27 protein-coding genes are annotated in these 25,242 nt (G+C 41.2%); all 27 read left to right on the forward strand.

Annotated elements, in window-relative coordinates:
• Positions 1–85 precede the first annotated feature (85 nt).
• The 27 genes from xseA (at position 86) to WC788_03475 (ending at position 25,237) form a co-directional block, all read left to right on the forward strand.
• Positions 86–1,648 (forward strand): exodeoxyribonuclease VII large subunit, encoded by a 1,563-nt coding sequence (gene xseA / locus WC788_03345; protein ID MFA6096634.1) that lies wholly within the window; start codon positions 86–88, stop codon positions 1,646–1,648.
• A 16-nt stretch (positions 1,649–1,664) separates the two neighbouring features.
• Positions 1,665–1,877 carry an exodeoxyribonuclease VII small subunit gene (locus WC788_03350; protein ID MFA6096635.1) on the forward strand — a complete coding sequence of 71 codons (213 nt, stop codon included), beginning with the start codon at positions 1,665–1,667 and terminating at the stop codon, positions 1,875–1,877.
• A gap of 22 nt (positions 1,878–1,899) precedes the next feature.
• Positions 1,900–3,081, forward strand: a complete 1,182-nt coding sequence (locus WC788_03355; protein MFA6096636.1) for a glycoside hydrolase family 1 protein — start codon at positions 1,900–1,902, stop codon at positions 3,079–3,081.
• A gap of 62 nt (positions 3,082–3,143) precedes the next feature.
• On the forward strand, positions 3,144–4,049 hold the full coding sequence (locus WC788_03360) for an EamA family transporter (protein MFA6096637.1): 906 nt from the start codon (positions 3,144–3,146) through the stop codon (positions 4,047–4,049).
• 5 nt (positions 4,050–4,054) lie between these two features.
• Positions 4,055–5,068 (forward strand): cellulase family glycosylhydrolase, encoded by a 1,014-nt coding sequence (locus tag WC788_03365; protein MFA6096638.1) that lies wholly within the window; start codon positions 4,055–4,057, stop codon positions 5,066–5,068.
• A complete protein-coding gene (locus WC788_03370; GenBank protein ID MFA6096639.1) occupies positions 5,065–5,985 on the forward strand; it encodes a magnesium transporter CorA family protein in 921 nt (306 codons plus the stop codon). The genes WC788_03365 and WC788_03370 overlap by 4 nt, the downstream gene beginning before the upstream one ends.
• Before the next feature lie 138 nt (positions 5,986–6,123).
• The gene (secE, locus tag WC788_03375) at positions 6,124–6,318 is read left to right on the forward strand and encodes a preprotein translocase subunit SecE (protein MFA6096640.1); all 195 of its coding nucleotides are present in this window, start codon (positions 6,124–6,126) and stop codon (positions 6,316–6,318) included.
• A gap of 31 nt (positions 6,319–6,349) precedes the next feature.
• Positions 6,350–6,895: a transcription termination/antitermination protein NusG gene (gene nusG, locus WC788_03380; protein MFA6096641.1), complete on the forward strand. Its 546-nt coding sequence runs from the start codon at positions 6,350–6,352 to the stop codon at positions 6,893–6,895.
• A 34-nt stretch (positions 6,896–6,929) separates the two neighbouring features.
• Positions 6,930–7,355 (forward strand): 50S ribosomal protein L11, encoded by a 426-nt coding sequence (rplK, locus tag WC788_03385; GenBank protein MFA6096642.1) that lies wholly within the window; start codon positions 6,930–6,932, stop codon positions 7,353–7,355.
• Positions 7,356–7,372: 17 nt separating this feature from the next.
• Positions 7,373–7,768 carry a DUF4430 domain-containing protein gene (locus WC788_03390; GenBank protein ID MFA6096643.1) on the forward strand — a complete coding sequence of 132 codons (396 nt, stop codon included), beginning with the start codon at positions 7,373–7,375 and terminating at the stop codon, positions 7,766–7,768.
• Positions 7,769–7,788: 20 nt separating this feature from the next.
• Positions 7,789–8,352 carry a DUF6580 family putative transport protein gene (locus WC788_03395; GenBank protein ID MFA6096644.1) on the forward strand — a complete coding sequence of 188 codons (564 nt, stop codon included), beginning with the start codon at positions 7,789–7,791 and terminating at the stop codon, positions 8,350–8,352.
• Between the two features lie 400 nt (positions 8,353–8,752).
• A complete protein-coding gene (rplA, locus tag WC788_03400; protein MFA6096645.1) occupies positions 8,753–9,430 on the forward strand; it encodes a 50S ribosomal protein L1 in 678 nt (225 codons plus the stop codon).
• A gap of 118 nt (positions 9,431–9,548) precedes the next feature.
• The gene (locus WC788_03405; protein MFA6096646.1) at positions 9,549–10,673 is read left to right on the forward strand and encodes a 2'-deoxycytidine 5'-triphosphate deaminase; all 1,125 of its coding nucleotides are present in this window, start codon (positions 9,549–9,551) and stop codon (positions 10,671–10,673) included.
• Between the two features lie 53 nt (positions 10,674–10,726).
• Positions 10,727–12,229: a thymidylate synthase gene (locus tag WC788_03410; protein ID MFA6096647.1), complete on the forward strand. Its 1,503-nt coding sequence runs from the start codon at positions 10,727–10,729 to the stop codon at positions 12,227–12,229.
• Between the two features lie 447 nt (positions 12,230–12,676).
• Positions 12,677–13,369, forward strand: coding sequence for a deoxynucleoside kinase (locus WC788_03415; protein ID MFA6096648.1), 693 nt, complete (start codon positions 12,677–12,679; stop codon positions 13,367–13,369).
• A gap of 10 nt (positions 13,370–13,379) precedes the next feature.
• The gene (gene dut, locus WC788_03420; protein MFA6096649.1) at positions 13,380–13,811 is read left to right on the forward strand and encodes a dUTP diphosphatase; all 432 of its coding nucleotides are present in this window, start codon (positions 13,380–13,382) and stop codon (positions 13,809–13,811) included.
• Between the two features lie 143 nt (positions 13,812–13,954).
• Positions 13,955–15,187 carry a glycosyltransferase family 4 protein gene (locus WC788_03425; GenBank protein ID MFA6096650.1) on the forward strand — a complete coding sequence of 411 codons (1,233 nt, stop codon included), beginning with the start codon at positions 13,955–13,957 and terminating at the stop codon, positions 15,185–15,187.
• A gap of 11 nt (positions 15,188–15,198) precedes the next feature.
• A complete protein-coding gene (locus WC788_03430) occupies positions 15,199–16,404 on the forward strand; it encodes a glycoside hydrolase family 57 protein (protein ID MFA6096651.1) in 1,206 nt (401 codons plus the stop codon).
• 20 nt (positions 16,405–16,424) lie between these two features.
• Entirely contained in the window at positions 16,425–16,712 is a 288-nt protein-coding gene (locus WC788_03435; GenBank protein ID MFA6096652.1) for a hypothetical protein, read from the forward strand.
• Positions 16,713–16,771: 59 nt separating this feature from the next.
• Entirely contained in the window at positions 16,772–17,152 is a 381-nt protein-coding gene (locus tag WC788_03440; GenBank protein ID MFA6096653.1) for a response regulator, read from the forward strand.
• 478 nt (positions 17,153–17,630) lie between these two features.
• Positions 17,631–18,965: an ABC transporter ATP-binding protein gene (locus WC788_03445; protein ID MFA6096654.1), complete on the forward strand. Its 1,335-nt coding sequence runs from the start codon at positions 17,631–17,633 to the stop codon at positions 18,963–18,965.
• Positions 18,966–18,984: 19 nt separating this feature from the next.
• Entirely contained in the window at positions 18,985–20,199 is a 1,215-nt protein-coding gene (locus WC788_03450; protein MFA6096655.1) for an FtsX-like permease family protein, read from the forward strand.
• Positions 20,200–20,223: 24 nt separating this feature from the next.
• Positions 20,224–20,625 (forward strand): response regulator, encoded by a 402-nt coding sequence (locus WC788_03455; GenBank protein MFA6096656.1) that lies wholly within the window; start codon positions 20,224–20,226, stop codon positions 20,623–20,625.
• A 46-nt stretch (positions 20,626–20,671) separates the two neighbouring features.
• Positions 20,672–21,307: a tetratricopeptide repeat protein gene (locus WC788_03460; protein ID MFA6096657.1), complete on the forward strand. Its 636-nt coding sequence runs from the start codon at positions 20,672–20,674 to the stop codon at positions 21,305–21,307.
• A gap of 144 nt (positions 21,308–21,451) precedes the next feature.
• The gene (locus WC788_03465) at positions 21,452–23,257 is read left to right on the forward strand and encodes a glycogen/starch synthase (protein MFA6096658.1); all 1,806 of its coding nucleotides are present in this window, start codon (positions 21,452–21,454) and stop codon (positions 23,255–23,257) included.
• Between the two features lie 14 nt (positions 23,258–23,271).
• The gene (locus tag WC788_03470) at positions 23,272–24,213 is read left to right on the forward strand and encodes a DUF4931 domain-containing protein (protein MFA6096659.1); all 942 of its coding nucleotides are present in this window, start codon (positions 23,272–23,274) and stop codon (positions 24,211–24,213) included.
• A 4-nt stretch (positions 24,214–24,217) separates the two neighbouring features.
• Entirely contained in the window at positions 24,218–25,237 is a 1,020-nt protein-coding gene (locus tag WC788_03475) for a Gmad2 immunoglobulin-like domain-containing protein (protein ID MFA6096660.1), read from the forward strand.
• Positions 25,238–25,242 lie beyond the last annotated feature (5 nt).

Here is a 25,242-nt window from a genome sequence, read left to right on the forward strand (position 1 = left end):
ACAAAGCACTTCAAATATGCTTTGTTTTTTATTGAATTTAGGTTATAATTTAAAATATATGAGAGGCTGCCTGATAAGTTCATACATGAATATAAATATACTAAAAAAACTGAAACAATGGAGAGATGAGACTGCAAAGAAAGAAGGCGTTGAAAATTACCGCGTGATCCCCAACAGCGCCATCGAGGAAATTGCAAGGTTGCTGCCAAGGTCCAAAGAAGAGCTCACCAACATAAAAGGCATCAAGGATAAAAAGTTCTATAAATACGGCCGCGACATATTCGACATAATCGGAGATTCAAAAGACGGACTCGGTAATTCAAGGGACGCTTCCGGAAATATATTCTCAAAATTCCTATCCGATAATTCAGTTTCCGCAGATCGTTCGACAACTGATCAGGAAAAAATATATTCCGTAAGCAATTATCTTGATTTTCTGAACGAAAAACTTTTCATGTCGGGACGCATCAGGATCAGAGGAGAGATTACGAGCGTCGATATCAGAGAAAAGGTTGTCTACTTCAGCTTGAAGGACGCAAAAGACGAAAGCGTTATAAACTGCCTAATATTCAAGTATAACTACAAGATTTCCGGAATATCACTTGAGCCCGGAGCTGAGGTTGTTATCACCTCGATCCCGGAGATATATAAACCTATGGGAAGACTGAGCCTGAAAACCAGTCTTATCGAAATAGCAGGCGAGGGGACTCTCAAAAGATCGTATGACGAATTGAAAGCAAAATTGGAAAAAGAAGGATTTTTTGCGCCGGAACGCAAGAAACCGATCCCGAAACTTCCTGAAACGATAGGCCTTATAACCTCGAACCAGGGCGCCGCGATCGGTGATTTCATGACGAATATCGGAAATTACGGATTTAAAATAAAATTCATAAATACCAGCGTTGAGGGCAAGCAGGCGATCTTTGATCTTCTTAATGCGATCAGAACTGCACGAAAAATGGACAACATCGACGTTCTGGCGATCGTCAGAGGCGGAGGAAGCCTGGAGAGCCTTCAGGCATTTAACAATGAAGTTCTTGTCAGGGAATTGCTCACGTTGGATGTGCCGGTCGTGTGCGGAGTGGGCCATGAAAAAGACATTTCGCTCGTTTCTCTGGCTTCGGATGTTTCAGTTTCGACGCCGACTGCAGCGGCATTTGCAATACGCGAATCGTGGGATGATGCAATGCGGGAATTCGAATATGCAAAAGATACGATCATGAACTCCTATGGCAAAATACTGTTTGAGAATAAATATAATTTTGAGAATAATATACGATATGGGATCCGAGGCGGACTGGATAAGATAGTTGTCACATTCATGGGAATAATATCCGCCATAAGGTCATGCGAACAAAAAATATCTTCTGCGATCTCGCTGAAGAAGGAACGCATGGATTCTCTCGGAAAAGACATCATCAACGAATATGAAAAGGTCTTGCGACGCTCGGATGAGATGATCAGGGCAGCGGAATCTGCTGTCGCTTCAAATGACCCGAAGCGCCAGCTCCGTCTCGGCTATAGCATTTCCTATGCGGGCGGAAAGATCTTGCGCAGCGTTAAAGATGTTTCAAAAAATGACATCATAAGAACCAGACTATCCGACGGAACAATTGACTCGACAATCAAAGATATAACGGATGATTAATAATTTAAATATTTATATGGAAAAAAATAATTTATCGGAATCTTTGAATAAACTCAATAAGATCGTTCAGTGGTTCGAATCACAGGAAAATATCGACATTGAAAAAGGCCTTGATAAGGTGAGGGAAGGCATGGCATTGATCAGATCGAGCAAGGAAAAATTCAAAAAGATCGAGAATGAATTCGAAGAGATCAAAAAAGAATTCAGCGAGATCGAAAAAAGCGAGTAAACCGATTAGCGAGAAACCAGTTATGGCTAAAATACTAAAATTTCCGGATGGATTCAAGTGGGGCGCATCCGTGGCATCGTATCAAGTCGAAGGCGATATCAATAATTGCGATTGGTCAGTTGATTTTCCGGCGGGAAAAGCATGCCAATATTATTCGAAATATGAAGCATATTTCGACACTGCAAAAGAATTGAACCAGAATATCCACAGATTCTCATTGGAATGGTCCCGCATACAGCCCGAAGAGGGAAGATTTGACAGATCCGAGATCGAGCATTGCAGGAAAGTTCTTATGGCGCTGAGAAAGAGGGGGATCATGTCCATGCTGACCGTCTGGCATCTGACGCTGCCCATCTGGTTCTCGAAAATGGGAGGATGGGAGAACCCAAGATCAAATGCCTATTTCCAGCAATATTTGAAATTTGCCGCCGAGGAGCTCGGAGATCTTGTGGACTATTGGATCATATTGAATGAACCCGAGATTTATATTTCGCTTGCATACTTCCTGGGAAAATTCCCTCCGCAGCGCAGGATGAGTCCGAGATCGTTTTTTGTTTACAAAAATCTTATCAATGCTCACTGCACAGGATATGATACTATCCATGAAATAATCCCAAATGCAAAGGTCAGCTCAGCGCTGAATCTGACATATGTCGACTCATTTGAAAAGCGATCCACCTTGAACAACATATCCGCAAAGATCTGGAACAAATTCCGAAATGGATTATTTATAGATAATTTAACCGGAAAGCTGGATTTCATATCCGTTAATTACTATTTTCACGACAGGATCAGATTGGACATAAGAAGATTTCCGCATATACTCAGCGTCCAAAATGAAAATAAGAACGTTTCCGATATCGGATGGGAAATTTATCCCGAGGGTATTTATCACGTTTTAATCAACCTGAAACGTTATAATTTACCGGTTTTTATTTCGGAAAACGGACTGGCGGACAAAGAGGATGCCAAGCGGACAAAATTCATCATAGAACATCTGAAATTCATCCATAAAGCGATCGGATCGGGAGTGGACGTGAAAGGATATCTGCATTGGTCGCTGATCGATAATTTTGAATGGACTTTCGGCTTTACTCCGAGATTCGGCCTCGTAGAAATGAACTATGACACGATGAAGACCAGGATCAGGCCTAGCGCATACGAATATGCAAAGATCTGCAAGGAAAATGCGCTGGACGTTTGAAATATATAACATAGGCCTTTATGACCTTGAGCTGAAATTTTATTTTTAAATTTTGATTTATTATGTCTTGGATACTGATAACAATATTCGCTCATCTTCTTTCTTCAGTGGCGTACATCTTCGACAAGCACATAGTTACGGACACGAAGCTCAAGCCGATCAGCTATACTTTCTATTCGGGAATATTCCAGATATCATATATAGCCCTGATCCCATTCGTCGGATTCGTCCTGCCGGAAAATCCCATGATGATCCTGCTCGGAATCGGGGACGGAGCGCTTTTCATACTTGCTCTCCTTGTATTTTATAAAGGCTTGAAACTGGGAGAAGCTTCCAGGGTAATTCCGGTGGTCGGAGCATCTATCCCCATATTTACAGCATCGCTTGCATTCATTATACTTAACGAGAACCTTGATCAAAGACAATTATTAGCGTTCGCATTCCTCGTCCTTGGCGGATCATTGATCTCCGCGAAATTCAAATCCAGAAAACTGTACGCCATAAAAGGACTTGCACTTGCGATAACTTCCGGATTTCTGTTCGCATTATATTATACGCTGATGAAACTCCTTTATTCAAATTCTCACTTTGCCAGCGGTTTCATTCTGATACAGATCGGCGGATTCCTGGGGGCACTTCTTCTTGTCTTGATCAAAAAAAACAGGCCGGAGATATTTTCAATATCGAAGGGAAGTACGAAAAGCTCAACCAGCCTGTTTATCATTGCGAAAGTCGTCGCCGCGGTTGCTGCGCTGATGCTTAATTATGCGATTTCGATCGAAGGGAGCAAAATAACCGTGATCAACGCCCTTCAGGCGGTTCAATATATTTTCTTGCTTATTTTCGCCTTCATTCTGGCAAAAAAAATGCCGTCTTTCCTGAATGAACAATTCTCCAGATCGATCGCGGCGCAAAAGATCGTTTCAGTATTTATCATTGCAATAGGCCTTTACTTCCTAGCTTTTTAATTTTTATGAAATTGAGATCCTGGTCACTGAAATTCAAACTGTTTTATGCGGCTATTGTCATTATTCTGATCCTGATAATACTATTTGCAATGCCCCGAAACGGGGGAAATGTGACTTACGGAATAACTTATAGCAAGGATTTTGCAATTCATCTCAGCCTTGACTGGAAGGAAACGTACATTGCACTGCTCGATGATCTGGGCGTGAGGCAATTCAGGATACCGACATACTGGACTGAAACTGAAAGCGTGAAAGATTCATATTTTTTTGACGATATCGACTGGCAAATAAGCGAAGCAAAAAAAAGAAATGCGAAGATCATTTTGAATGTGGGCCAAAAACAGCCGCGATGGCCGGAATGCCACATTCCCGACTGGGCGATGGCTCTAGGCGCCGAGAGGCGGCAGGAAGAACTTCTTGAAATGATCAAACTGACCGTGGACAGATATAAAAACAATGACACGATCTCGAGATGGCAAGTTGAGAATGAACCATATCTTCAGTTCGGCAATTGTCCCAAATTCGATGAAGATTTCCTCGACAGGGAGATCGCGCTTGTAAAATCCATTGACAATACAAGGCCCGTCATAATATCTGACAGCGGCGAACTTGGAACATGGTATGGCGCCGGCAAACGCGCCGATATCCTTGGAACGACGCTATATAGAATAGTTTGGGATAAGTACCTCGGCTATGTGAAATATCCGATCTCGTCGCTTGTCTACAGGATCAAGGCGGCGGTCATCATGCTCACCACGGACGTAGACAAGATCATCATCGTAGAGCTGCAGGGGGAGCCTTGGGGCCCGAAAATGATCATAGAAACGCCCATCGAGGAACAATACAGGTCAATGGGAGTCGATCAATTTAAGAATAATATAGAATTCGTCAAAAAAGTGGAATTCTCGGAAGCATATCTCTGGGGCGGAGAATGGTGGTATTGGCTGAAAACGAAACATAACGACCCGAGAATATGGGATGAAGCCAGAAACATTTTTCAAAATAATAGTCAAAAATGATCAGCATATATAAAAAAACCCTCAAGGATAACCAACTTCTCAGCATCAATGACATCGAGAAAGGATGCTGGATATCAGTGACGGATCCGAGCAAGAGCGAGCTCGCAGATCTTGAAAGAAAGATGAATCTCGATGCCACCATCATGGAAGACGGCCTCGATGACAATGAAATACCGCGGATCCATCTGGAAAACGGAACATTTTATCTCATCATCAGGTTTCCAATGGAGGCGGACGGCAATATCATAACAGTGCCTCTTTTGGTTTGCGTTACAAGCGAAAACATCATTACAATGTGCAAAAGAGAGAGCAAGGTAATCGCAAAATTCATCGAAACCAAGCTGTCTTTCTGCACTACGCAGAAAACCCAGCTTCTTTTGAAGATCATACTTGAAATATTCGGCTGTTATGAGAACTTTCTATCCAGGATACTCAAAGATATCAAGCATAAAAAAATAAAGATCAACAATCTCAACAACAACGACATACTGTATCTTGTCCAGGAAGAAGAGACGCTGAATGATTTTGAAATGTCGCTGGCTCACAATATAAACGTATTGGAAAAGATATTGAGCGGAAGATATATAACGCTTTACGAGAAAGACAAAGATATAACCGAGGACCTGTTCATGGACAGCAAGCAGACGCTCGAAATGTCAAAAGTGGCGCTGAAATCGATCAGAAACATCCGCGAAGCATATTCGACAATACTCTCAAACGAATTGAACAAGGTTATCAAGGTCCTGACCGGGGCGACTATAGTTATAACAATTCCCAATATAGTCGGGAGCCTGTTCGGAATGAACGTTGCGGTTCCCTTCGCAAATGACAGCCTTGGCTTCTATTATATCCTGCTCATCATTGCCGTTCTTTCGCTACTCATGTATATAGTGCTTTTCAGGAGAAAGTGGATCTAAAGCGACACTTTCCGCGATCCTTCGCAATACTTGACTAACATTCGAATTGGATGTATCATACAGTTGTAGTTTGAAAATACGCATAAATAGCCCTCGGTGAGGCTGTTTTAAATTAGAGAATAATTAAATATATTGCATATGAACATAATTAAAAGCCTGAAAAACTATATAGTTGACGTGAAAACGGAAACAAGAAAAGTCAGCTGGCCGACAAAAAAAAGAGCCACCAGAGATTCCGCGATCGTTGTTTTTATAAGCGTCGCGATGGCTGTTTTTTTGGGTGGTGTAGATTATCTTCTGACATATCTCATAGAGACATATATAGTTAAATAGAACTGACTACTTTAAGTATTAAGAAAATAATATGCCAAAACAAGTTGCTGATTTCGGAAAAAATTGGTATGTACTTCACACTTATTCGGGATATGAAGACAATGTGTGCAGGAATCTGAAACAGAGAATCGAATCGATGGGCATGGAAGATAAAATATTCAATGTTCTCGTTCCAAAAGAAAAGAAGATCAAGATCAAAAACGGAAAACGAAAAGTCATAGAAGAAAGGATATTTCCCGGCTATGTGCTCGTTGAAATGATCGTAACGGACGACTCGTGGTATGTGGTAAGAAACACGCCGAACGTTACAGGATTCGTCGGTTCAGGAACAACGCCGACTCCGATCTCCGATGAAGAAATGACCTCGCTGAAACGCAGAATGGGCGTCAAGGAGCCGAAATATAAGATAGATGTTTCTCAGGGAGACATCGTCAAGGTCATCGACGGGCCGTTCAAAGATTTCGACGGAAAAGTCGATGCGATAGATGAAGAAAAAGGAAAGGTTAAAGTGCTGGTTCAGATGTTCGGCAGAGAAACACCCCTTGAACTGGATTTCCTTCAGATCAAGAGAATATAATAAGTCGTAATAAATATTAACAACAATTAAATATATGGCAAAAAAAGTTTTAAAACAGATAAAGCTGCAGATACCGGCGGGAAAAGCGAATCCGGCGCCACCTATCGGCCCGGCATTGGGACAAGCGGGAGTCAATATCCAGGAGTTCTGCTCGAGGTTCAACAATGAATCCAAAGATAAGATGGGAGATGTCATACCGACAATCATTACAGTATATGAGGACAGATCTTATACATTTGTCATGAAAACCCCTCCTGCATCAGGTCTTCTCAAGAAAGCCGCAGGAGTCGAGAAGGGCTCAAAAGAACCCCAGAAAGATAAAGTCGGGAAGATCACAAAGAAACAGCTGGAAGAAATTGCAAAAGTAAAAATGCAAGATCTGAATGCGAACGATCTCGAGGGTGCAATGAATACGATCGCAGGAACAGCAAGGAGCATGGGGATCAAGATCGAAGAATAACCAGATTAATCGTAAGCATGGTCATGAAGCCGCTCACAAACAAAGCAAAGGTCATAATACTGCTTATTGCTATTGCGATCATTGCAGTTGCTGTCGTATTTTATACAAAGAATACAGCTTCTAAGAATAAGAATGACGCAAAGACGCTCATATCTTATTCAACCAGCAAAAACAGCTCGACGGTTTTTGACGCTCTTACGGAGTACGGCAAAGCCAATAACATAGAGATAAAATCAAGCATCGACAATCGGTATGGAGTATTTGTTGAAAGCATCGGCGGAATTAAAAACGGAGATGAAGGAAAATATTGGCAATACTATATCAATAACACGCTTGGCGATGTCGCCGCAGACAAAAAAGCAATAGGCAAGAACGATGTCGTCGAATGGCGATTTGAAAATGTTCCATTCTAAATAAAAATAATTTGATCAAAATGCTGAATATCAATGCGAAAACAAAGTTTATCTGTGCAATGATATTGATCGGCTCGGGAGTGACGGGAAGATTTTTGCTGGTAAGCTATTCCGGGATACCGAACCTTGAAATAATATCGGCACTGTCGCTCATTGCAGGAATATACATCGGCGGTGTTTATGCGGCGATCGTTCCTATTTCAATCGTTTTTCTGAGCGATCTTGTTATCGGAAACAACTATATTTTCGTTTTTACATGGACAGCATTTGCGATCATAGGAGTATTCGGTTCTTTGTTCAAAGATAAATTCAAAAGCATAAAACTCGGCAATTCAATTGCGCTTGCGATATTATCGGCAACATTTTTCTATGTTTATACGAATTTCGGATGGTGGCTGATGTCGGGAATGTACGAACACAGCTTGAATGGGTTGATCAGCTGTTATGCCGCAGGTCTGCCGTTTTTCAGAAACAATATTCTAGGTAATCTGATCTTCGTACCTTCTTTCATATATATGTTCCAGATGCTTTGGAAACATAGCCAAGCCGATATAGCGCTCAAAGCAATCAAGCATTATAACTAATTTATTATGTAATACGGTCGCAAGGTTGCATTTTGAAAGAAAGACATTATGAGCCTTGAAACCATCCCGAAGCTGAGAATGTTCGGGAATGTAACAAGGAAAAGGCGCTAATATAAATGTATTAGAAAAAATACGAGGGCAGGAATGAGGAGCTGAAGACGGAAATCAACAGGATCAGAAAATTTGCCGCACTTCCTAAAAACGAGGCAAAAAAAGCGGAGTGGGAACGCAGTCCCGAGATCATACAGAGAGCATATGATCATCCGCGGGAAGAGAAATGCGATTATGAAACACGCGATATGGACGGCGATCATTGATGGAAAACAATTAAGTCTTTATTATATAATTAACATCGTGGGAGTGCCTTTAGCGGGTACGATTGAACCACTAATCAAACAATATGTACAAATCAAAACGTTACAGAGAGATCAAAAAAAGAATAGACAGCGATAAGCGATATAGCCTGGACGAAGCGGTAAAGCTTTTGGTGAAAAACGCTACAGCGAAATTCAACGAAAGCGTGGAAGTCCATGTCAGAACCGGCATCGATCCAAAAATGGCAGATCAGCTTATCAGGGGAACCGTGGTTCTTCCGAACGGAACCGGCAAAGAAAAGAAAATAGCTGTGTTCGCCGAAGGGGAAAAGGCAATGGAAGCAAAACAGGCCGGAGCCGACCTGGTCGGAGGCCAGGATCTGATCGACAAGATCAAACAGACCAAAGAAACCAATTTCGATATTTCAGTCGCAACGCCGGATATAATGAAAAAAATGGCTGTAATTGCAAAGGTCCTTGGACCGAAAGGGCTTATGCCTTCTCCGAAGACCGATACAGTCACATTCGACATCAAAAAGACGGTTGAACAGCTCAAAAAGGGCAAGATCAGCTTCAAGAACGACGATACGGGCAATATCCATCAGCTTGTCGGAAAAATATCATTCGGCGACGAGAAACTGAAGGAAAATATCGCATTCTATATCCAGGCTATCAGAGAAGCCAGACCGGCGGGAGTTAAGGGAGAATACATCAAAGATATTATCATAACCTCAACTATGGGCGCAGGCATTAAAGTAAGCTAACTGAAATTGTTTTTTTATAGACATATTTCAAAAGAAACCGACAACATTAATCATTTGTCGGTTTCTATATAGACCGCAGCAGGTGATCCGATTAATCAAGGTAATATAAGTTTTCAAAATGTCCAAAACAAATATAAAAAAATCCGGAGCGATCCCTTCGCAGCTCATGAGACAGATGATATCGCGAGGCGAGATCGTGAAGGCAAAAAATGACAGCATTCAACCGGCAAGCATTGATCTATGCGTAAGCGATGAAGGATACAGAATGAAAGGGACATTCCTTCCCAAAAAGGGAGAGTCCGTGCGCGACATCATAAAAAATGAATCCCTGTATAGGATCAACCTCTCGAATCCGCTGGAAAAAAGTGGCGTCTATCTCATAAAACTGATCGAGAGCCTTGCGCTTTCTCCCGAGATCTTTGCGATAGCTTCGAGCAAGAGCTCAACCGGACGCGTTGATCTTCAGACCAGGCTGATCGTTGATGATAATTCGCGATTTGACGACGTGCCCTGCGGATACGAAGGAGAGCTATGGCTTCAGGTCATTCCGAAATCTTTTCTGATAAAATTGAACAGCGAAGATAAATTGAATCAGCTCCGGTTCTTCAATGGAGACGCAAAGCTGTCACGCGATGAACTGCTGAAGCTTTACATATCTGAAAATCTTCTCGTCGATGATAATTTACGACCCATCGATTCAGATCAGAAACTTACTCAGAACCAAGGATGCAATCTGACGATGTGCATCGACCTTGAAGGATCCGGGAATTCGAACATAATCGGATATAAGAATCTTCTCGTGGACCAGGTTTTGGATTTTTCAAAAAGAAACTACTATGATATGAATGATTTTTTTGAGCCCATAGCTAAACCGAGAGATGGAAAACTGATCTTGGAAAAAGGATCGTTTTATATTTTTTCAACCAAAGAGATGATCAGAGTACCGCGGAATTATTCCGCCGAAATGATCGCTTATGACATTTTTACGGGAGAATTCAGGAGCCACTATGCGGGATTTTTCGATCCCGGGTTCGGATATGGCGAAAAAGGGGAAATAAAGGGACGGCAGGCCGTGCTGGAGGTGAGATCCTTTGACAGCAATTTTATTTTTCGCGACGGACAACCGATATGCCAGATGAATTATGAGAACCTCGTGGAATCGCCCGATTTTGTCTATAGCGAGAAGATCGGATCTCATTATGCAAACCAGAAAGGTCCAAAACTGAGCAAACATTTCAAATAGAAAGCGGGAGGATCGATTTTGTTTTTATCTGATACTATGTTAATTGATCTACTATGAGCGATTTAGGCAATAGCAAGTGGCCGTTATACAAAGACACAATGCTTATTTTTGGCAATCCCAAAAGCCAGGTTGGCATCTGCACGCTATGGACAAAAAAAGAGCTCGTTGCCGAAAAATTGGATCAAAATAAGTTTGCCGTCATGGGCAATCTTTATTCGCCGAGAAAAGGGATCAGTTTTTTATTTCGCAATCTGCTCGCAAATCCCAATATACGCCACCTGATCATTTTGGGCCTCGACAATTCCAAAAGCGGCCAAGCGCTAGCTGATTTTTTTGATGGCGGATTTGAGAGATTCGAAGATGAGAAAACCAATACCATATATTGGAAAATAAGGAGCGGAGTCGATAACCGGATAGATTACGAAATCGACAAAGCCGCGCTGGATCTGCTGAGAGTAAATATTAATTTTATCGACTTGAGAAAAGAAAACGATCTTTCAAAAGTGCAAAGCATCATCAACAATTTAAAACAAGACCTCGAGTCTTACGCCTCAAAGCCGCTTCTTTTTCCGGATCCCGAGAAAAGCGATATAAATATGTATCCCTCCGAGCCAGCTGTCCATGTCGTTCGAGGCGCAAAAATTTCCGAAGTATGGGTTAAGATCCTTGATGAAATAATCAGATTCGGAGTAACTGACAAAACCTCATATCAAAACCGGCAGAAAGAGATCCTGGACCTTACGTCGATCATAACCGACGAGGATCCGGAAAATTTGCAAATTCCCGAATGGCTCCCGAATGACCGCGATCATCTCAGGAACTATCTGCCGACGATCCTGACCGCAAAATGCCCGGCTGGAGCTTCTTATACATATGGATCCAGAATGCGCAGCTATTTCGGAGTTGACCAGGTCCAAAAGGCTGTGGATGAGCTCCTTCATGAAAAATACACCAGAAGGGCCGTGATCAATCTTTTGGATCCGAGAGTGGACTGCAACAGCAAAAATCCTCCTTGCCTGAACCATTGCTGGTTCCGAATTCAGAATGACAAAATATATCTTGTAGCAACGATCAGAAGCAATGATATGTTCGAAGCGTGGCCGGAAAATGCATTCGGCCTGCGCATGCTTCAATTTTTGGTGTACAAGTCCATTCTTGCCAAATATCCCGAAGTAAAGCTTGGGGATCTCGTCATCCATTCCCAATCCGCTCATATATACGATGACTCTTGGGATGAAGCGAAGAATATCATCCAGAACCATTATATTGAAACAGTCAAGCATCCAAGGAATGAAATAGATCCAAGGGGGAATTTTCTCATTAAAACCGATGACGACGAGATCATTGTCGAACATTATTCGCATGACGAGCTTCTTCTTTCATCGTATAAGGGAAAAAATGCCATGTTGATCTATCTGAGGATATCCAGAGACAGAGCCATCTCCAATATCAATCATGCTATTTACCTCGGAACAGAGCTTCAGAAGGCTGAGGAATCGATAAGATTGCGGATTCAATATGAACAAGATAAAGACCTGAAGTATAAACGAAAATAAACCCATCTCCGCCGCCTGCACCGGACGCAAACAGCCACATCAATACAATGACGATTTGACGAAATGCCGGTGTGTGGTCTATACTGAAATCAGGAATGATTGCATGATAAAAAACGATCGAAAGCAAATAATTCTAAATAAAAAAACCCTGGTCCGATTATAAAGAAACAAATAAAAATTAGATTTAAATCAACGATTGTGCTTTTCTATTGTGCATTATTGTTATGAACTGAGCCTATCCATCATTTGATTTGGAAGGTTTTTATTTTATGCAAATTCAGATCTTGCCACAAGAATTATGTATGCTCGAATCAGGAATCGGTGCGATTTTAGTTCTTTTTCATTCGAGGAATATAATGCATGTTGAATTGGCGCCAACGAGGCGAGATCCTGACTTCCGAAGTTATGCGCTATCTGTTATAATTGTACTATACAATATCAAATCAAATGAAGAACTATAACCCTAAAGGCAAATTAATCGTGATTGATGGCATTGACGGAGCGGGAAAAGCCACTCAAACGAAACTTCTTCTGGAAAAACTCAAGGAGTCGGGCAAGGCCGCAGAAACCATGGACTTTCCTCGATATTATGATAATTTCTTCGGGAAACTGATCGGAAGATTCCTGAATAATGAATTTGGAGACGCGCCGAATGTAAATCCATATCTTGCATCCGTCCTTTATGCAGCAGACAGATTCGAATCAAAGGAAAAAATATCCGCCTGGCTGAAAGACGGCAAAATAGTCATATTGGACAGATATGCTTCTTCGAATCAGATCCATCAGGGAGGAAAGATACATGATACAATTGAAAAGGAGACCTTCCTAAAATGGCTTGAAGAAATGGAATTCGAAGTGTTTAAAATACCGAAACCCGATGCGATTATCTTTCTCAATGTGCCTTACGATTATTCCAAGGACCTTTTGAAGAAAAAATCGGCACGAGATTATATAAAAAAAGCCAAAAACGACAAAGTCGAGAAAGATAAACAATATCAGACATCTTCATATATCCAATCACTGGACCTTGTAAAAAAATACAATAATTGGCTGGAAATAAATTGTGTTGAAAATAATGAATTGCTCCCGCCTGATAAAATAAGCGATCTCGTCTGGAATAAATTGAAAAATATTATTTAATACCCCGAGAATGAAAACAATTGGAATTGTGAAAGTGAATGATGATGCCAGGATCCCGTCATATGCTCATGCGGAAGATGCGGGAATGGATCTTTTTTCAAACGAAAATGACTATATGTTGAAAGCTGGAGAAAGAAAAGGCTTTTCGACCGGAATAAAAATGGAGATTCCCGATGGCTATGCAGGGCTCGTCTGGGATAAAAGCGGCCTAGCTTTCAAAAATGGCATTAAAACGATGGCTGGGGTTATTGATTCGACTTATAGGGGAGAGATAGTGATAATTATGATAAATCTCGGAGATTCCGGATATCTGGTGGAGAAAGGCTCCAAAATAGCACAAATGATAGTACAAAAAATTGAGCATTTCGAGCTTTCTGTTCAGACTTCCATTGAAAATACATCCAGAGGAGAAAAAGGATTCGGAAGTACCGGTCTAAAATAATGTTTATTTGAATACACACAGTATTGATTTATGAACATACGTTATCCACATGACATTGATTTTGTAGTTTTTTGATATTGTGTTATAATTATATTTAGTTTGCGACGAGCTGTCTTTCTAATGATACTAATAAAATAAAAAACATGAAGGTTCTCATGTTTGGATGGGAATTTCCTCCGTTCAACAGCGGAGGATTGGGAACCGCTTGCTATGGAATAACAAAGGCGCTGTCCGGTAAAGGCGTTCAAGTAAATTTTGTAATGCCCCGGACTGTCAATGTTAAAGAAGACTTTCTGAACCTGATTTCCACCAATCTACCAAAAATAAAAATAAAAGAAATAGATTCTCTTCTTGTTTCTTATATAACGTCTCAGAACTACAGGAGAAGGTTTTTGGAGTTGGATAAAGACGTTAGAACGTTCTATTGCAGCAATCTTATCGAAGAAGTTTACAGATATGCGGTTGCGGCGGAAGGCATCGCAAGAGATGTGCGGCATGACATAATCCATTCTCACGATTGGATGACGTTCCCGGCCGGCATAGCGGCAAAGAGAATCTCGGGAAAACCTCTTGTTGTGCATGTGCATTCCACGGAATTCGACAGGTCTGCCGGACATGGTGTAAATCCCGAAGTTTATAAGATCGAGAGAGAGGGGATCGAGAAGGCCGATCGGGTGATAGCAGTCAGCAGGTACACAAAAGACAAGATCATGCGAAATTATAATATTGACGGAAGCAAGATCGACGTTGTATATAATGCGATTTATAAAAATGAATTCTCTTCCCAATCCGATTGCAAGAGCCAGTTCAATTTTATGGGAAAAAAGATCGTGCTTTTCCTCGGAAGACTTACATTGCACAAAGGACCCGACTATTTCCTTTCTGCCGCAAAGAAAGTATTGGACAGAAATAATAATGTAATTTTCGTGATCGCTGGATCCGGGGACATGGAACACCAGGTGATCGAACAAGCTTCCGAAATGGGAATTGCCGATAAGGTTCTGTTTACGGGATTTCTCAGGGATGCTCAGCTCCGGAAGATCTATAAGATGGCGAATTTATATGTGATGCCGTCCGTTTCCGAGCCATTCGGGATCACCCCGCTTGAAGCGATCGCCAGCGGAACTCCGGTGATCGTTTCGAAACAATCCGGCGTGAGCGAGGTGCTTGATCATTGCCTGAAAGTCGATTTCTGGGACGTGAATGAAATGGCCAACAAAATCATATCCGTATTGGAAAACCAGGAGCTTGAGGATTGCCTGTGCGGCAACAGCTTCAAAGAGATCGATAAATTGAGATGGGAATTTTCAGCAGACAGAATAATTGATATCTATAACAGCTTAACAAGAGCAAACGCCATACATCATGGCCAATAAAAACTAAAACCATGCCTTCAGTGTGTTTTTATTTTCAAGTTCATCAGCCTTTCAGAATAAAAAGATATTCCGTTTTTGACATTGGGTCCGATCATAATTATTTCGACGACACTAATTTGAATGAAAAAGGAACAAGAGCGGTCATCGATAAGGTATCAAAAAAGTGCTATCTCCCCACAAATGAGATCCTATATGATTTGATCAGAAGAAATCCGGAATTTAAAATAAGCTATTCATTTTCAGGAACAGCAATTGAGCAGATGGAAATGTTTGCGCCCGAAGTATTGGAATCATTTGTGAAACTCGCAAAAACGGGAAATGTTGAGATCCTTGATGAAACATATTATCACTCACTATCATTTTTCTATTCTGACGAAGAGTTCATCAGGCAAGTCGAACTTCACAGGAGCAAAATAAAGGAAGTATTCGGACTCGAACCGAAAGTATTCCGTAACACTGAACTTGCCTACAACAATGAGCTGGCCGCCTTGATTGAAAGTATGGGATATAAAGGGATAATTGCCGAGGGATGGGATTATTATTTGGGGCATAGATCGCCGAACTTTCTGTATAAACCCAAAGGCACGCGAAAGATCAAACTTCTGCTTAAAAATTATAAGCTTTCAGACGACATTGCATTTAGATTTTCAAATAAAGGCTGGGCGGAATATCCGCTCTATGCACCGAAATTCTGCCAGTGGGTGAATTCGATAAACGGCAACGGAAATACGGTGAACCTATTCATGGATTATGAAACATTTGGAGAGCACCAGTGGGAGGACAGCGGAATATTCAATTTCCTCAGAGCGCTCCCAAGCGAGCTCCTGAAGCATCCGGATAACAACTTCAAAACGCCTTCGGAGCTGGTCGATTCATACAGCACCATGGATGAAGTGGATGTACATGGCATATTGACATGGGCGGACACTGAGAGAGATCTTTCCGCCTGGACGGGAAATTCAATGCAGAAATCAGCACTCAGAAAGATCTATGAAATCGAAGAAGATGTGATCAATGCCAATGACAAGAAGCTTCTCGATGACTGGAGGAAAATGCAGACCAGCGATCATTTCTATTACATGTGCACAAAATGGTTCTCGGATGGAGACGTTCACAAGTATTTCAGTCCATACGAATCGCCATATGAAGCATTTATAAGCTATATGAACGTATTGAACGACTTCAAAATTCGATTATTGGAATTTAAAAATAATTAAGTAATAATAAAAAAAACAATATGGCAAGAAAAACACAAAAACCGGATCTCGTTACAGTCGATGGGGATCTGTGCTTCTGGATCAACAACGGCCCGGCCCTGAGAAACATGAAGGATCTCTCGGATGCGCTCAAGAACATCAGCGAGGAATCATATGCCTATCATGTGAATTCCGAAAAAAATGACTTCGCGAACTGGGCATTGAATGCGCTTCAGGATGAGACGCTTTCATTAAAGCTATCTAAATCAAAAAACGTAAAAGCAGCCATCAAGGCGGTGGATGACAGATTGAAAAAATACAACGTATAGTCAATTCATCATTGCCTGTACGAGAATATTGTATAACTTTCTATCATTAACATAGAACTATGTCAAAAAAGATAGCTATTATTGAAGATGACATCGAGATAAGTGATATGTACAAGATCAAACTGGAGCTCGGCGGGTATGTGATTGTCAGTGCAGAAAATGGCACCGATGGATTGAAGTTGATAAAGTCAGAAAAGCCTGACCTGGTTTTGCTTGATCTTCTGCTTCCAGAGAAGGATGGCTATGAGGTGATGGAAGAACTGAAAAAATCCAATGATCCATACATAAAATCACTGCCTATTGTGGTCATTTCAAACCTATCGAACGAAGACGACATCCTTGAAGCCAAAAATCTGGGCGCTACGGATTTTCTCGTAAAAGCAAAGATCAATCCGGCAAGTGTTTTGGAAAAAGTGAATCTGGTGCTTCAAGCTAAATAATTTTGTTAGAAAAAAAGGATCGAAGAAGTAAGCTTCTACGGCAATGTGTATATAACACAATAAAATGAAGCTTCTTGTTTTATATAAAAAAATAACACTGAATAATAAGGATGAAGCAAGAGCAAGAGCTTGTCATCACCAAACAGAAACAGAACATTGTTCTGATGTTTTTTGTTGTTTTGCATCTATGTATTCATAAAGGCATAGGGACATCGACCAGGTTACTTTGCCTTATTTTCTGAGACTCCTCAGGAAACCTCCTCGCCTTCTCTAAATTCAGAAAAGGTTTGTTTATGATCTGTAATAATTCCTATTACCGATACAAGAAAAAATTGAGATATGGATTTAAACCAGATAATATATTTTTAGGAATATTAAAGAAGAAACATATCGATTGCTTTTGTTAAATTACATAATTATGCTATAATAAATTAGATTATCGAAACAAACTAGATAATGTCGTTTTGTAATGTAAACAATGCCACACATAAAAATCGAAAATGCATGCGTCATATATAATGAAGGATCCGATAATCAGGTCAATGCTTTGATGGATGTAAATTTTGAGATCAAGCCTCAGGAATATGTCATAATATTCGGACCTTCAGGTTGTGGAAAATCCACATTATTGAACCTGATCGCGGGACTTGAAAAACCAACAAGAGGCAAGGTTATTATCAACGAACAGGACATAAGTCAGATGGATGCCAATGAATTCGCAAGATTCCACTGTACTTCGATCGGAATGGTATTCCAGGCGTATAACCTTCTATCAAGCTTGAGCGTGATCGACAATATACTTCTTCCGCAAATATTCCTAGGTAACGCCAACAGAAAAGAAAGAAGAGAGAAAGCGGTCAAGCTTTTGGAAAAATTCGGCATAACGTCGCAAGCCAACAGGATACCAACCGAACTATCCGGAGGCCAGCAACAGAGGATTGGAATAGCAAGAGCCCTTATCAATGATCAGCCGATATTGCTTGCCGATGAACCAATCGGAAACCTTGACTCCAAGTCTGCGCAAAACGTTCTGAAGATCTTTGACGACCTGAACAAGATCGACAAAAAGACTTTTATAATGGTCACCCACAATCCCGAAAATCTGGAATATGCCGACAGAGTTTTTTATATGAAAGACGGACGCATCGAGCATGAGGTTGTGAACAAGAAAAAAAATAAAAAGAATACAGAGAAAGGCGGCGCGAAGGAAAGGGAATTCGAACTTTTGATGAGATCGTTTCCCGGACTTTCGGAAGCTCAGCTTCATATGCTTATGATCCCGTTCAAAGCGAAAATACTTTCCGAATATCTGCTGACAAAAACCAACGTAGATCAGAATCAGAGGCTCGAAGAATTTATCAGAAACAGAATAATTGGAAAATTCAAAAGAGAAGAATTGAGATTAATGCTCGACAGATCGATCGAAGACGGAGGCGTGGGGCTTGACGAAAGAACGGCTACGGATTTTTCACACGGAGTTGAAAAAGTGCTGGACAACGCAGAGATCATTCAAAGCGATCTCAGCGGCATTTCATCCAAGCTCGGATATAAAGACTCCAGACTTAAAGCAAAACTTTTTGTCCGATATTTCAAAAGAGCATTTCTCGACAACACCACGCGGGAACAGATCAATCGGCTCGAAGATCTTTTGGAAAAACGATTGCTGAATGAAATAGGACATGAATTATTCGCCGAAAAGCTTGACTTGCCGTTCAAGGAGGGCGGAGTGGGACTGGACAAGAGAGTAGTCAGGAAGCTCATCAAGGAGTTTGAGATAACATTGCTTGTGAAATTCGGCATAAAAAAAGAATAACCTTTAATGTGATATAAAAGTGCTAACAAGAGATATCCTACAACTTGCAACGAGGGTATTCAAGACGAACAAGCTTAGAACTCTTCTTACGATCTTGGGTATCGGCGTGGGAATCGGAACAATATTGTTCTTGGTGTCTCTCGGATTCGGCTTGCAAAAACTGATATTGGAGCAGATTACAACATCCGATGCGCTTTCGACGCTGGACATATTCTCCGAAAACGCCGAACTCGTCGACCTCAACCAGGAAACTTTTCAAAAAATAGAGGCGACTGCGGATGTGGTCGAAGTCAGCCCGATGCTGAACATCCCTGCGCAGATCGAGATCAACAGCTTGAGTAGCGGAATAACAGTTAATGCGATCAAGGCGTCATATTTGAAGCTTTCCGGAATAGAAATGAAGGCTGGAAGATCATTCACCGATGGAGAAACGAACAAGATCATAATATCGTCCGCGATCCTGAAGTCTTTCAACATCGAAAACGACAGCGATGCAATTTCTTCAATTGCAGCGCTGAAATTATATCTTCCAAGGAAAACCGACGAATTATCGCCAGCCGCATCCGAAGATGTCGAGGAGGTAAATCTTCCAAATGATTTTGAGGTTGTCGGAATCGTAGATGATGATTTCTCGGCGTTCGCATATGTACAGCTATCAGACATCGACTATCTGAATCTTCCAAGTTTTTCCAGGGCAAAAGTTAAAATTTCCAATCAAAATAAAGTTGAGGGGGTGCGCGAAAAATTGATAAATATGGGATTCAGCGTTTCATCGCTCTCTGATACGATCGATGAGGCCAATAAGATATTCCAGGCAGTCCAAATCGTTCTGTCCCTGTTCGGAGCCGTCGCACTTATAGTATCTGCAATCGGAATGTTCAACACTATGACCATTGCGCTTCTGGAAAGAACGCAGGAAATCGGCGTTATGAAATCGCTTGGAGCCTCCAGGAGCGATATTTGGAAGCTGTTCCTCGTCGAGTCCGTGCTTATCGGATTCCTCGGAGGCGTCAGCGGCATAATGCTGGGGGTGGGAGCGGCAGCGGTCTCCAATTTCGCAATCAACAGGCTTGCATCGTCTTTGGGCGGAGAGTCCGTAAATTTGTTCTTTACTCCGATCGAATTCGTTATAACCATCCTAAGTTTTTCGACAATAGTCGGATTCATGACCGGACTCTATCCCGCAAGACGCGCCTCAAGGCTCAATCCACTGGACGCATTACGATATAAATAAATTATCGTTATAAAACAAAAACAAATGAAAAATTCACCAAAAGTAGCGTTAATCGAAGATGACATCGATCTCTTGGAAATGTTCAAGTTGAAATTAAAGCTGGAAGGCTTTAACACCGTAACGGCAGAGGACGGCGTTGCGGCCATCAAACTCATCCAAGATGAGATACCGGATGTTATCCTGCTCGACATGCTGCTTCCACTGAAAGACGGATTTGAGGTCCTAAGAACAATCAAGGGATCCGGCGACCGAAAGATCAGATCGATACCCATCATCGTAATAACAAACTTATCAAGCGACGAAGATATCTATGAGGCAAAAAAACTGGGAGCGTCGGAATATCTAGTAAAAGTGGACATAACTCCCGCTGACGTCATATCGAAAATAACAGATATGCTATACAAAAAAAGTAATAAAAAACGATAGTACATAAATTATCTGAACATTTAATTTATTATAATAAAACAAAAATATGAAAAAATTTAAAAAAGAAGCGTATATCGAGCAATACGAAAAAAACTTGGCGATCTTCGGGCTGTTCGTCTTCATCGTATTTGGTGTGATCTTCATGACCTTTCTCTTGCCAAGCATATACAATATCAAGAACAACCCGAATACAGCGCCTGATAACAACGCATCCGTATCGACATATAATACGAAGCAGAACCTGAACAGCTATAAGTCCGGTTTAGCATCCGCTAAAAACACAAACTACTCTGAGGCTTTGAGCTTCTTCGAAAGCGCCGTTGAAAAAGAGCCGAATAACATAGAATATCTCACGGAGCTTGCGATGACGCATTATCGCTTAAAAAATTATGATAAGTCAACGGAGATCTACAACAGAATAATAAGCCTTGAAAAAAATAATGTTTTTGCGTATAATAGTATTGGGAACAATTATTGGATCAAAAAGGATTTCACAAACGCGGAAACATCTTTCAGAAAAGCAATACAGATAGATCCATATTCGATCCCAAGTTACAGCAATCTTGCGTTAATGCTGGACGAGCTTGGAAGAAAACAGGAAGCGATAAATGTCTTGAGCCAGGGGCTGGCGGCCAATGAGAACAACTCAGAACTGAAAATATTACTCAGGATCCTGCAATAACGAATGCAGGCGATTCGCGTGATTAGCGGATAGTCAGAAATACAGCATTCGTTTCACATGAACGGCCGGCTTGGTCTATAATATTCAATGTTTAAAATTCAAACCAAGAAATAATCACTTTTTTCCGTAATTATCAATACAAAAATGACAATTCAAAAAAAACAAATAAAGGCGGATATGCTTTTCGAGATGTCGTGGGAAGTATGCAATAAAGTTGGAGGCATCTTTACGGTTTTGAGCTCCAAGGCGAGGCACATGAAAGAATACTATGATGATAATTACTTCTTGGTCGGTCCATATATCGCAGAATCTACAAGATCATCCTTCAAGGAAGAGTCTGTACCCGAAATATACAAAGACAGCTACAACCAATTAAAGGAAAAGGGGATCATCATCCACTTCGGAACTTGGCTTGTAGAAAGCGAACCTCAAGTTATTCTGGTTGACTACAGAAACTACTGGTCTGCAGTAAATGAGATCAAAAAAGATATATGGGACAACTACGGTCTTGATTCCTTGAATAGTCCTTATGACTTCAATGAACCGGTCCTATGGAGCTGGGCTGTGGGAATATTAATGGAGAACATCATGAAGGTCCATTCGAAAAAGACCATTGTTTTGCATGCTCATGAATGGCTTTCGGGCGGAGCGATCCTATATTTGAAGAAGAACAAGATAAACGTTGCAACTGTCTTTACGACGCATGCGACAACTCTTGGCAGGACCATAGCCGGGCACGGAGGCGATCTTTATTCGATTCTCGATAAAATAAACCCGAGAGATGAGTCATATAAATATGGCGTGAACGCCAAACACGACCTTGAAAAAATAACCGCGCACGCTGCGGATGTGTTTTCGACAGTAAGCCAGATCACCGCGCTGGAATCGAAGTATATATTGGAGAAAGATGCCGACGTGCTGCTTCCAAACGGCCTTGATATGTCGAAATTCCATAGTTTTGAAGAACTGACATTGAAACATAATGCCTATAGAACAAAGCTCAGAGAGTTTGTCTTATATTATTTCTACCCATATTACAATATAGATCTGAAAAACAGCTTGTTCTTCTTTACGGCCAGCAGATACGAATTTCACAATAAAGGCCTGGACATATTCATCGAATCGCTGGGAAGGCTGAACGATAAACTGAAAAAGGACAAGAGTAAAAAAACCGTCATTACATTCTTCTGGATACCGGCGTCCATAAACAGCATCCGGCAAGACCTCATCGAAGCAAGAGAATCTTTCCAGGATCTGAAAGATCTACTCGAGGAAAATCAGGAAGAGATCAAAGAAAATCTGTTATATACGCTATCTTCACAGAAAGAGATCAATGAAAAAAATATTATAGGCAGCGATTCATCCCTGGAACTTAAAAGGAAGATAATGCAGCTTAGATCAAAAAGCGGGAGAGCGCCAGTGTCAACTCACGAATTGATCGACCCGGATAACGATCCGATAATGAAAGCGTTCAAGCAGGCAGGCCTTCTTAACAGCGAAGAAGACAGGGTCAAGGTTATTTTTTATCCCATCTATTTGAGCGGTGCGGACGGACTTAGCGATCTGGACTACTATCAGAGCATTCAAGCCTGCCATCTTGGAGTATTCCCTTCTTATTATGAACCCTGGGGCTACACCCCGCTCGAGACCGCGGCGCTCGGCGTCGGTTCCCTGACAAGCAACTTATCCGGATTTGGACGGTACTTTTATGAAAAATTACACGACATTGAATTGCCGGGCATATATATTCTTGATATAGAAAAAACCAAAAGGGAGGAAATGATGAATACATTCGTCGATATCCTGTATAACTACACCAATCTGGACAAAAGAGGCAGGATCGACAACAAGATCCAGGCAAGAAAGGTAGCCTTTATGGCAGATTGGAAGATATTTGCGGAAAATTATATCGACGCCCACAATATGGCGGTTTCAAAAATCAATAAATAACTCACGCACAAAACATGATCGAGCTTCGAAAGGACTATATACTTGACAGATGGAGCTATATTGCGCTTGATCGGGAAAACAGGCTGAAGCAATTTAAGGAAAGCGGAGACAGCAAGACGGAGGGCGTTTGCTTCTTTTGCCCGGGAAATGAAAACATGACTCCTCCCGAAATTGGCCGGATCGGTACAGCGGATTCGTGGAAAATAAGATGGTTTCCAAATAAATTTCCAATTACCGAGAGCAGCGTCCAAAGCAATATCGATTTTGGCAAAAAGTTTTTTACAAAAGGAAACGCATTCGGATATCATGAGGTGATCGCGGAGACTGCTGACCACAAAAGACAGCTTTGGGATCTTGATGAATCGGAATTATGCGAACTATTAAAAGTATATGGGTCAAGGATCCGTGAATTATCGAAAAAAGATGGAGTTAAATATGTCCAGCTGTTTAAAAATAGCGGAAGCGAAGCGGGAACTTCCATTATACATTCGCATACGCAGATAGTAACAACAAGCATGATCCCGGAGTCCGTAGTTGAAAAAATAGCAGCCACAAAAAGATTTGAGTCATGTCCATACTGTGAAATCATAGAGATCGAAAAGAACAGTGAAAGATTCATATATGAAAACGATGATTTTATTGTTTTTGCGCCATTTGCACCGAGATTCAACTATGAAACATGCATATTTCCGAAGAAACACTGCAAGGGAATATCCGATCTGCAAGAAAAAGAATATGCAAATTTGGCTTCCGCATTCAAAAAAATCCTATCAAAACTTGCATTACTGAATGCACCATATAATTTCTGCCTGCATCATTCTACGGAAAGCGCAGATCTGCATTTTCACTTTGAAATAATGCCGAGACTGAATAAGTGGGCGGGTTTTGAACTGGCTACTGATTCATATGTAATTACAGTGTCACCGGAAAATGCAGCTAAGTTTTTTAAAGAATAATCGCATGATGAAAAAACCGCTTATATCATTATCCGACATACCCGATGCGATCATGGGGCTTTGTCTTATATTCGGAATCGGCTCGGTTTTCGGATTGCTCGTCTTTGCGTCATTCGAGATCGAGAGGACTAAGGTTTTGGAGGCAAGAGAATCGACATCTCTCGAAGGTGAATACTTCGGGAATAAATTCATACTGGTTAAAACTCCATATAAAAATTCAACGATAAGCAATCCCGCTTATGTTTCAGGAATGGCCAATGTCTATGAGGCTAACGTCAGAATAAGGATCAAGGAAGAGGGCAATGTGCTCGCAGACACCTTTCTGACCGCCGAGGGAACAGCGGATGATCTGTATGACTATAATGGCGATATCATGTTCTCGTTTCCCGAAAAGCCCAATGGCTCGATAGAGATATTTGAAGAAAATCCGAAAAACGGAAAGGACACCTATAAAGTCATTATTCCGGTAGTGTTCGAGGATCACTCTGAACTGATCAAATGGAATGTTTTCAGCGACAGCGCAAATGGATATAGCTTTGAGCATTCATCCGAACTGACGGTAATTACAAACTCCGAAAAAGAAACGGTAATCTCACACAAAACACCATACAGACACGCTAATTTGTGCATTAATGAAAAGAATAGGGACATAAACCTAGATGATATTACTGATTTTTATATGTCGATCGGTTATATGAATGATAATGCCCTGAATTCGATCCGCGCAAGTGAAGACATTGCGGATCTGAAAGACGAAGGTTTGGAAGCTACCGAATTTGGAGGAAAAAAAGCATATTACATCGACAACACTGAAAGCGGATGCGGAACTACTGATTATTTCATGGAGCTTTCCAAAGACGAAACGATTATCATCAAAAGGCAAACAGTTCCGGAATTTTCAAAAAACATCGGATCATATTCATCGCTGAAAAATTCTATCATACCCGCGAACGACATGATATCGCCCTCAAAAAATGATTATATATTCGATCATATCGTATCGTCCATTCGAAGTATTAATTAATTTTA

This window comes from Candidatus Paceibacterota bacterium (assembly GCA_041661265.1).
Classification (GTDB): Bacteria; Patescibacteriota; Minisyncoccia; order JAHIHE01; family JAGLIN01; genus JBAZUT01.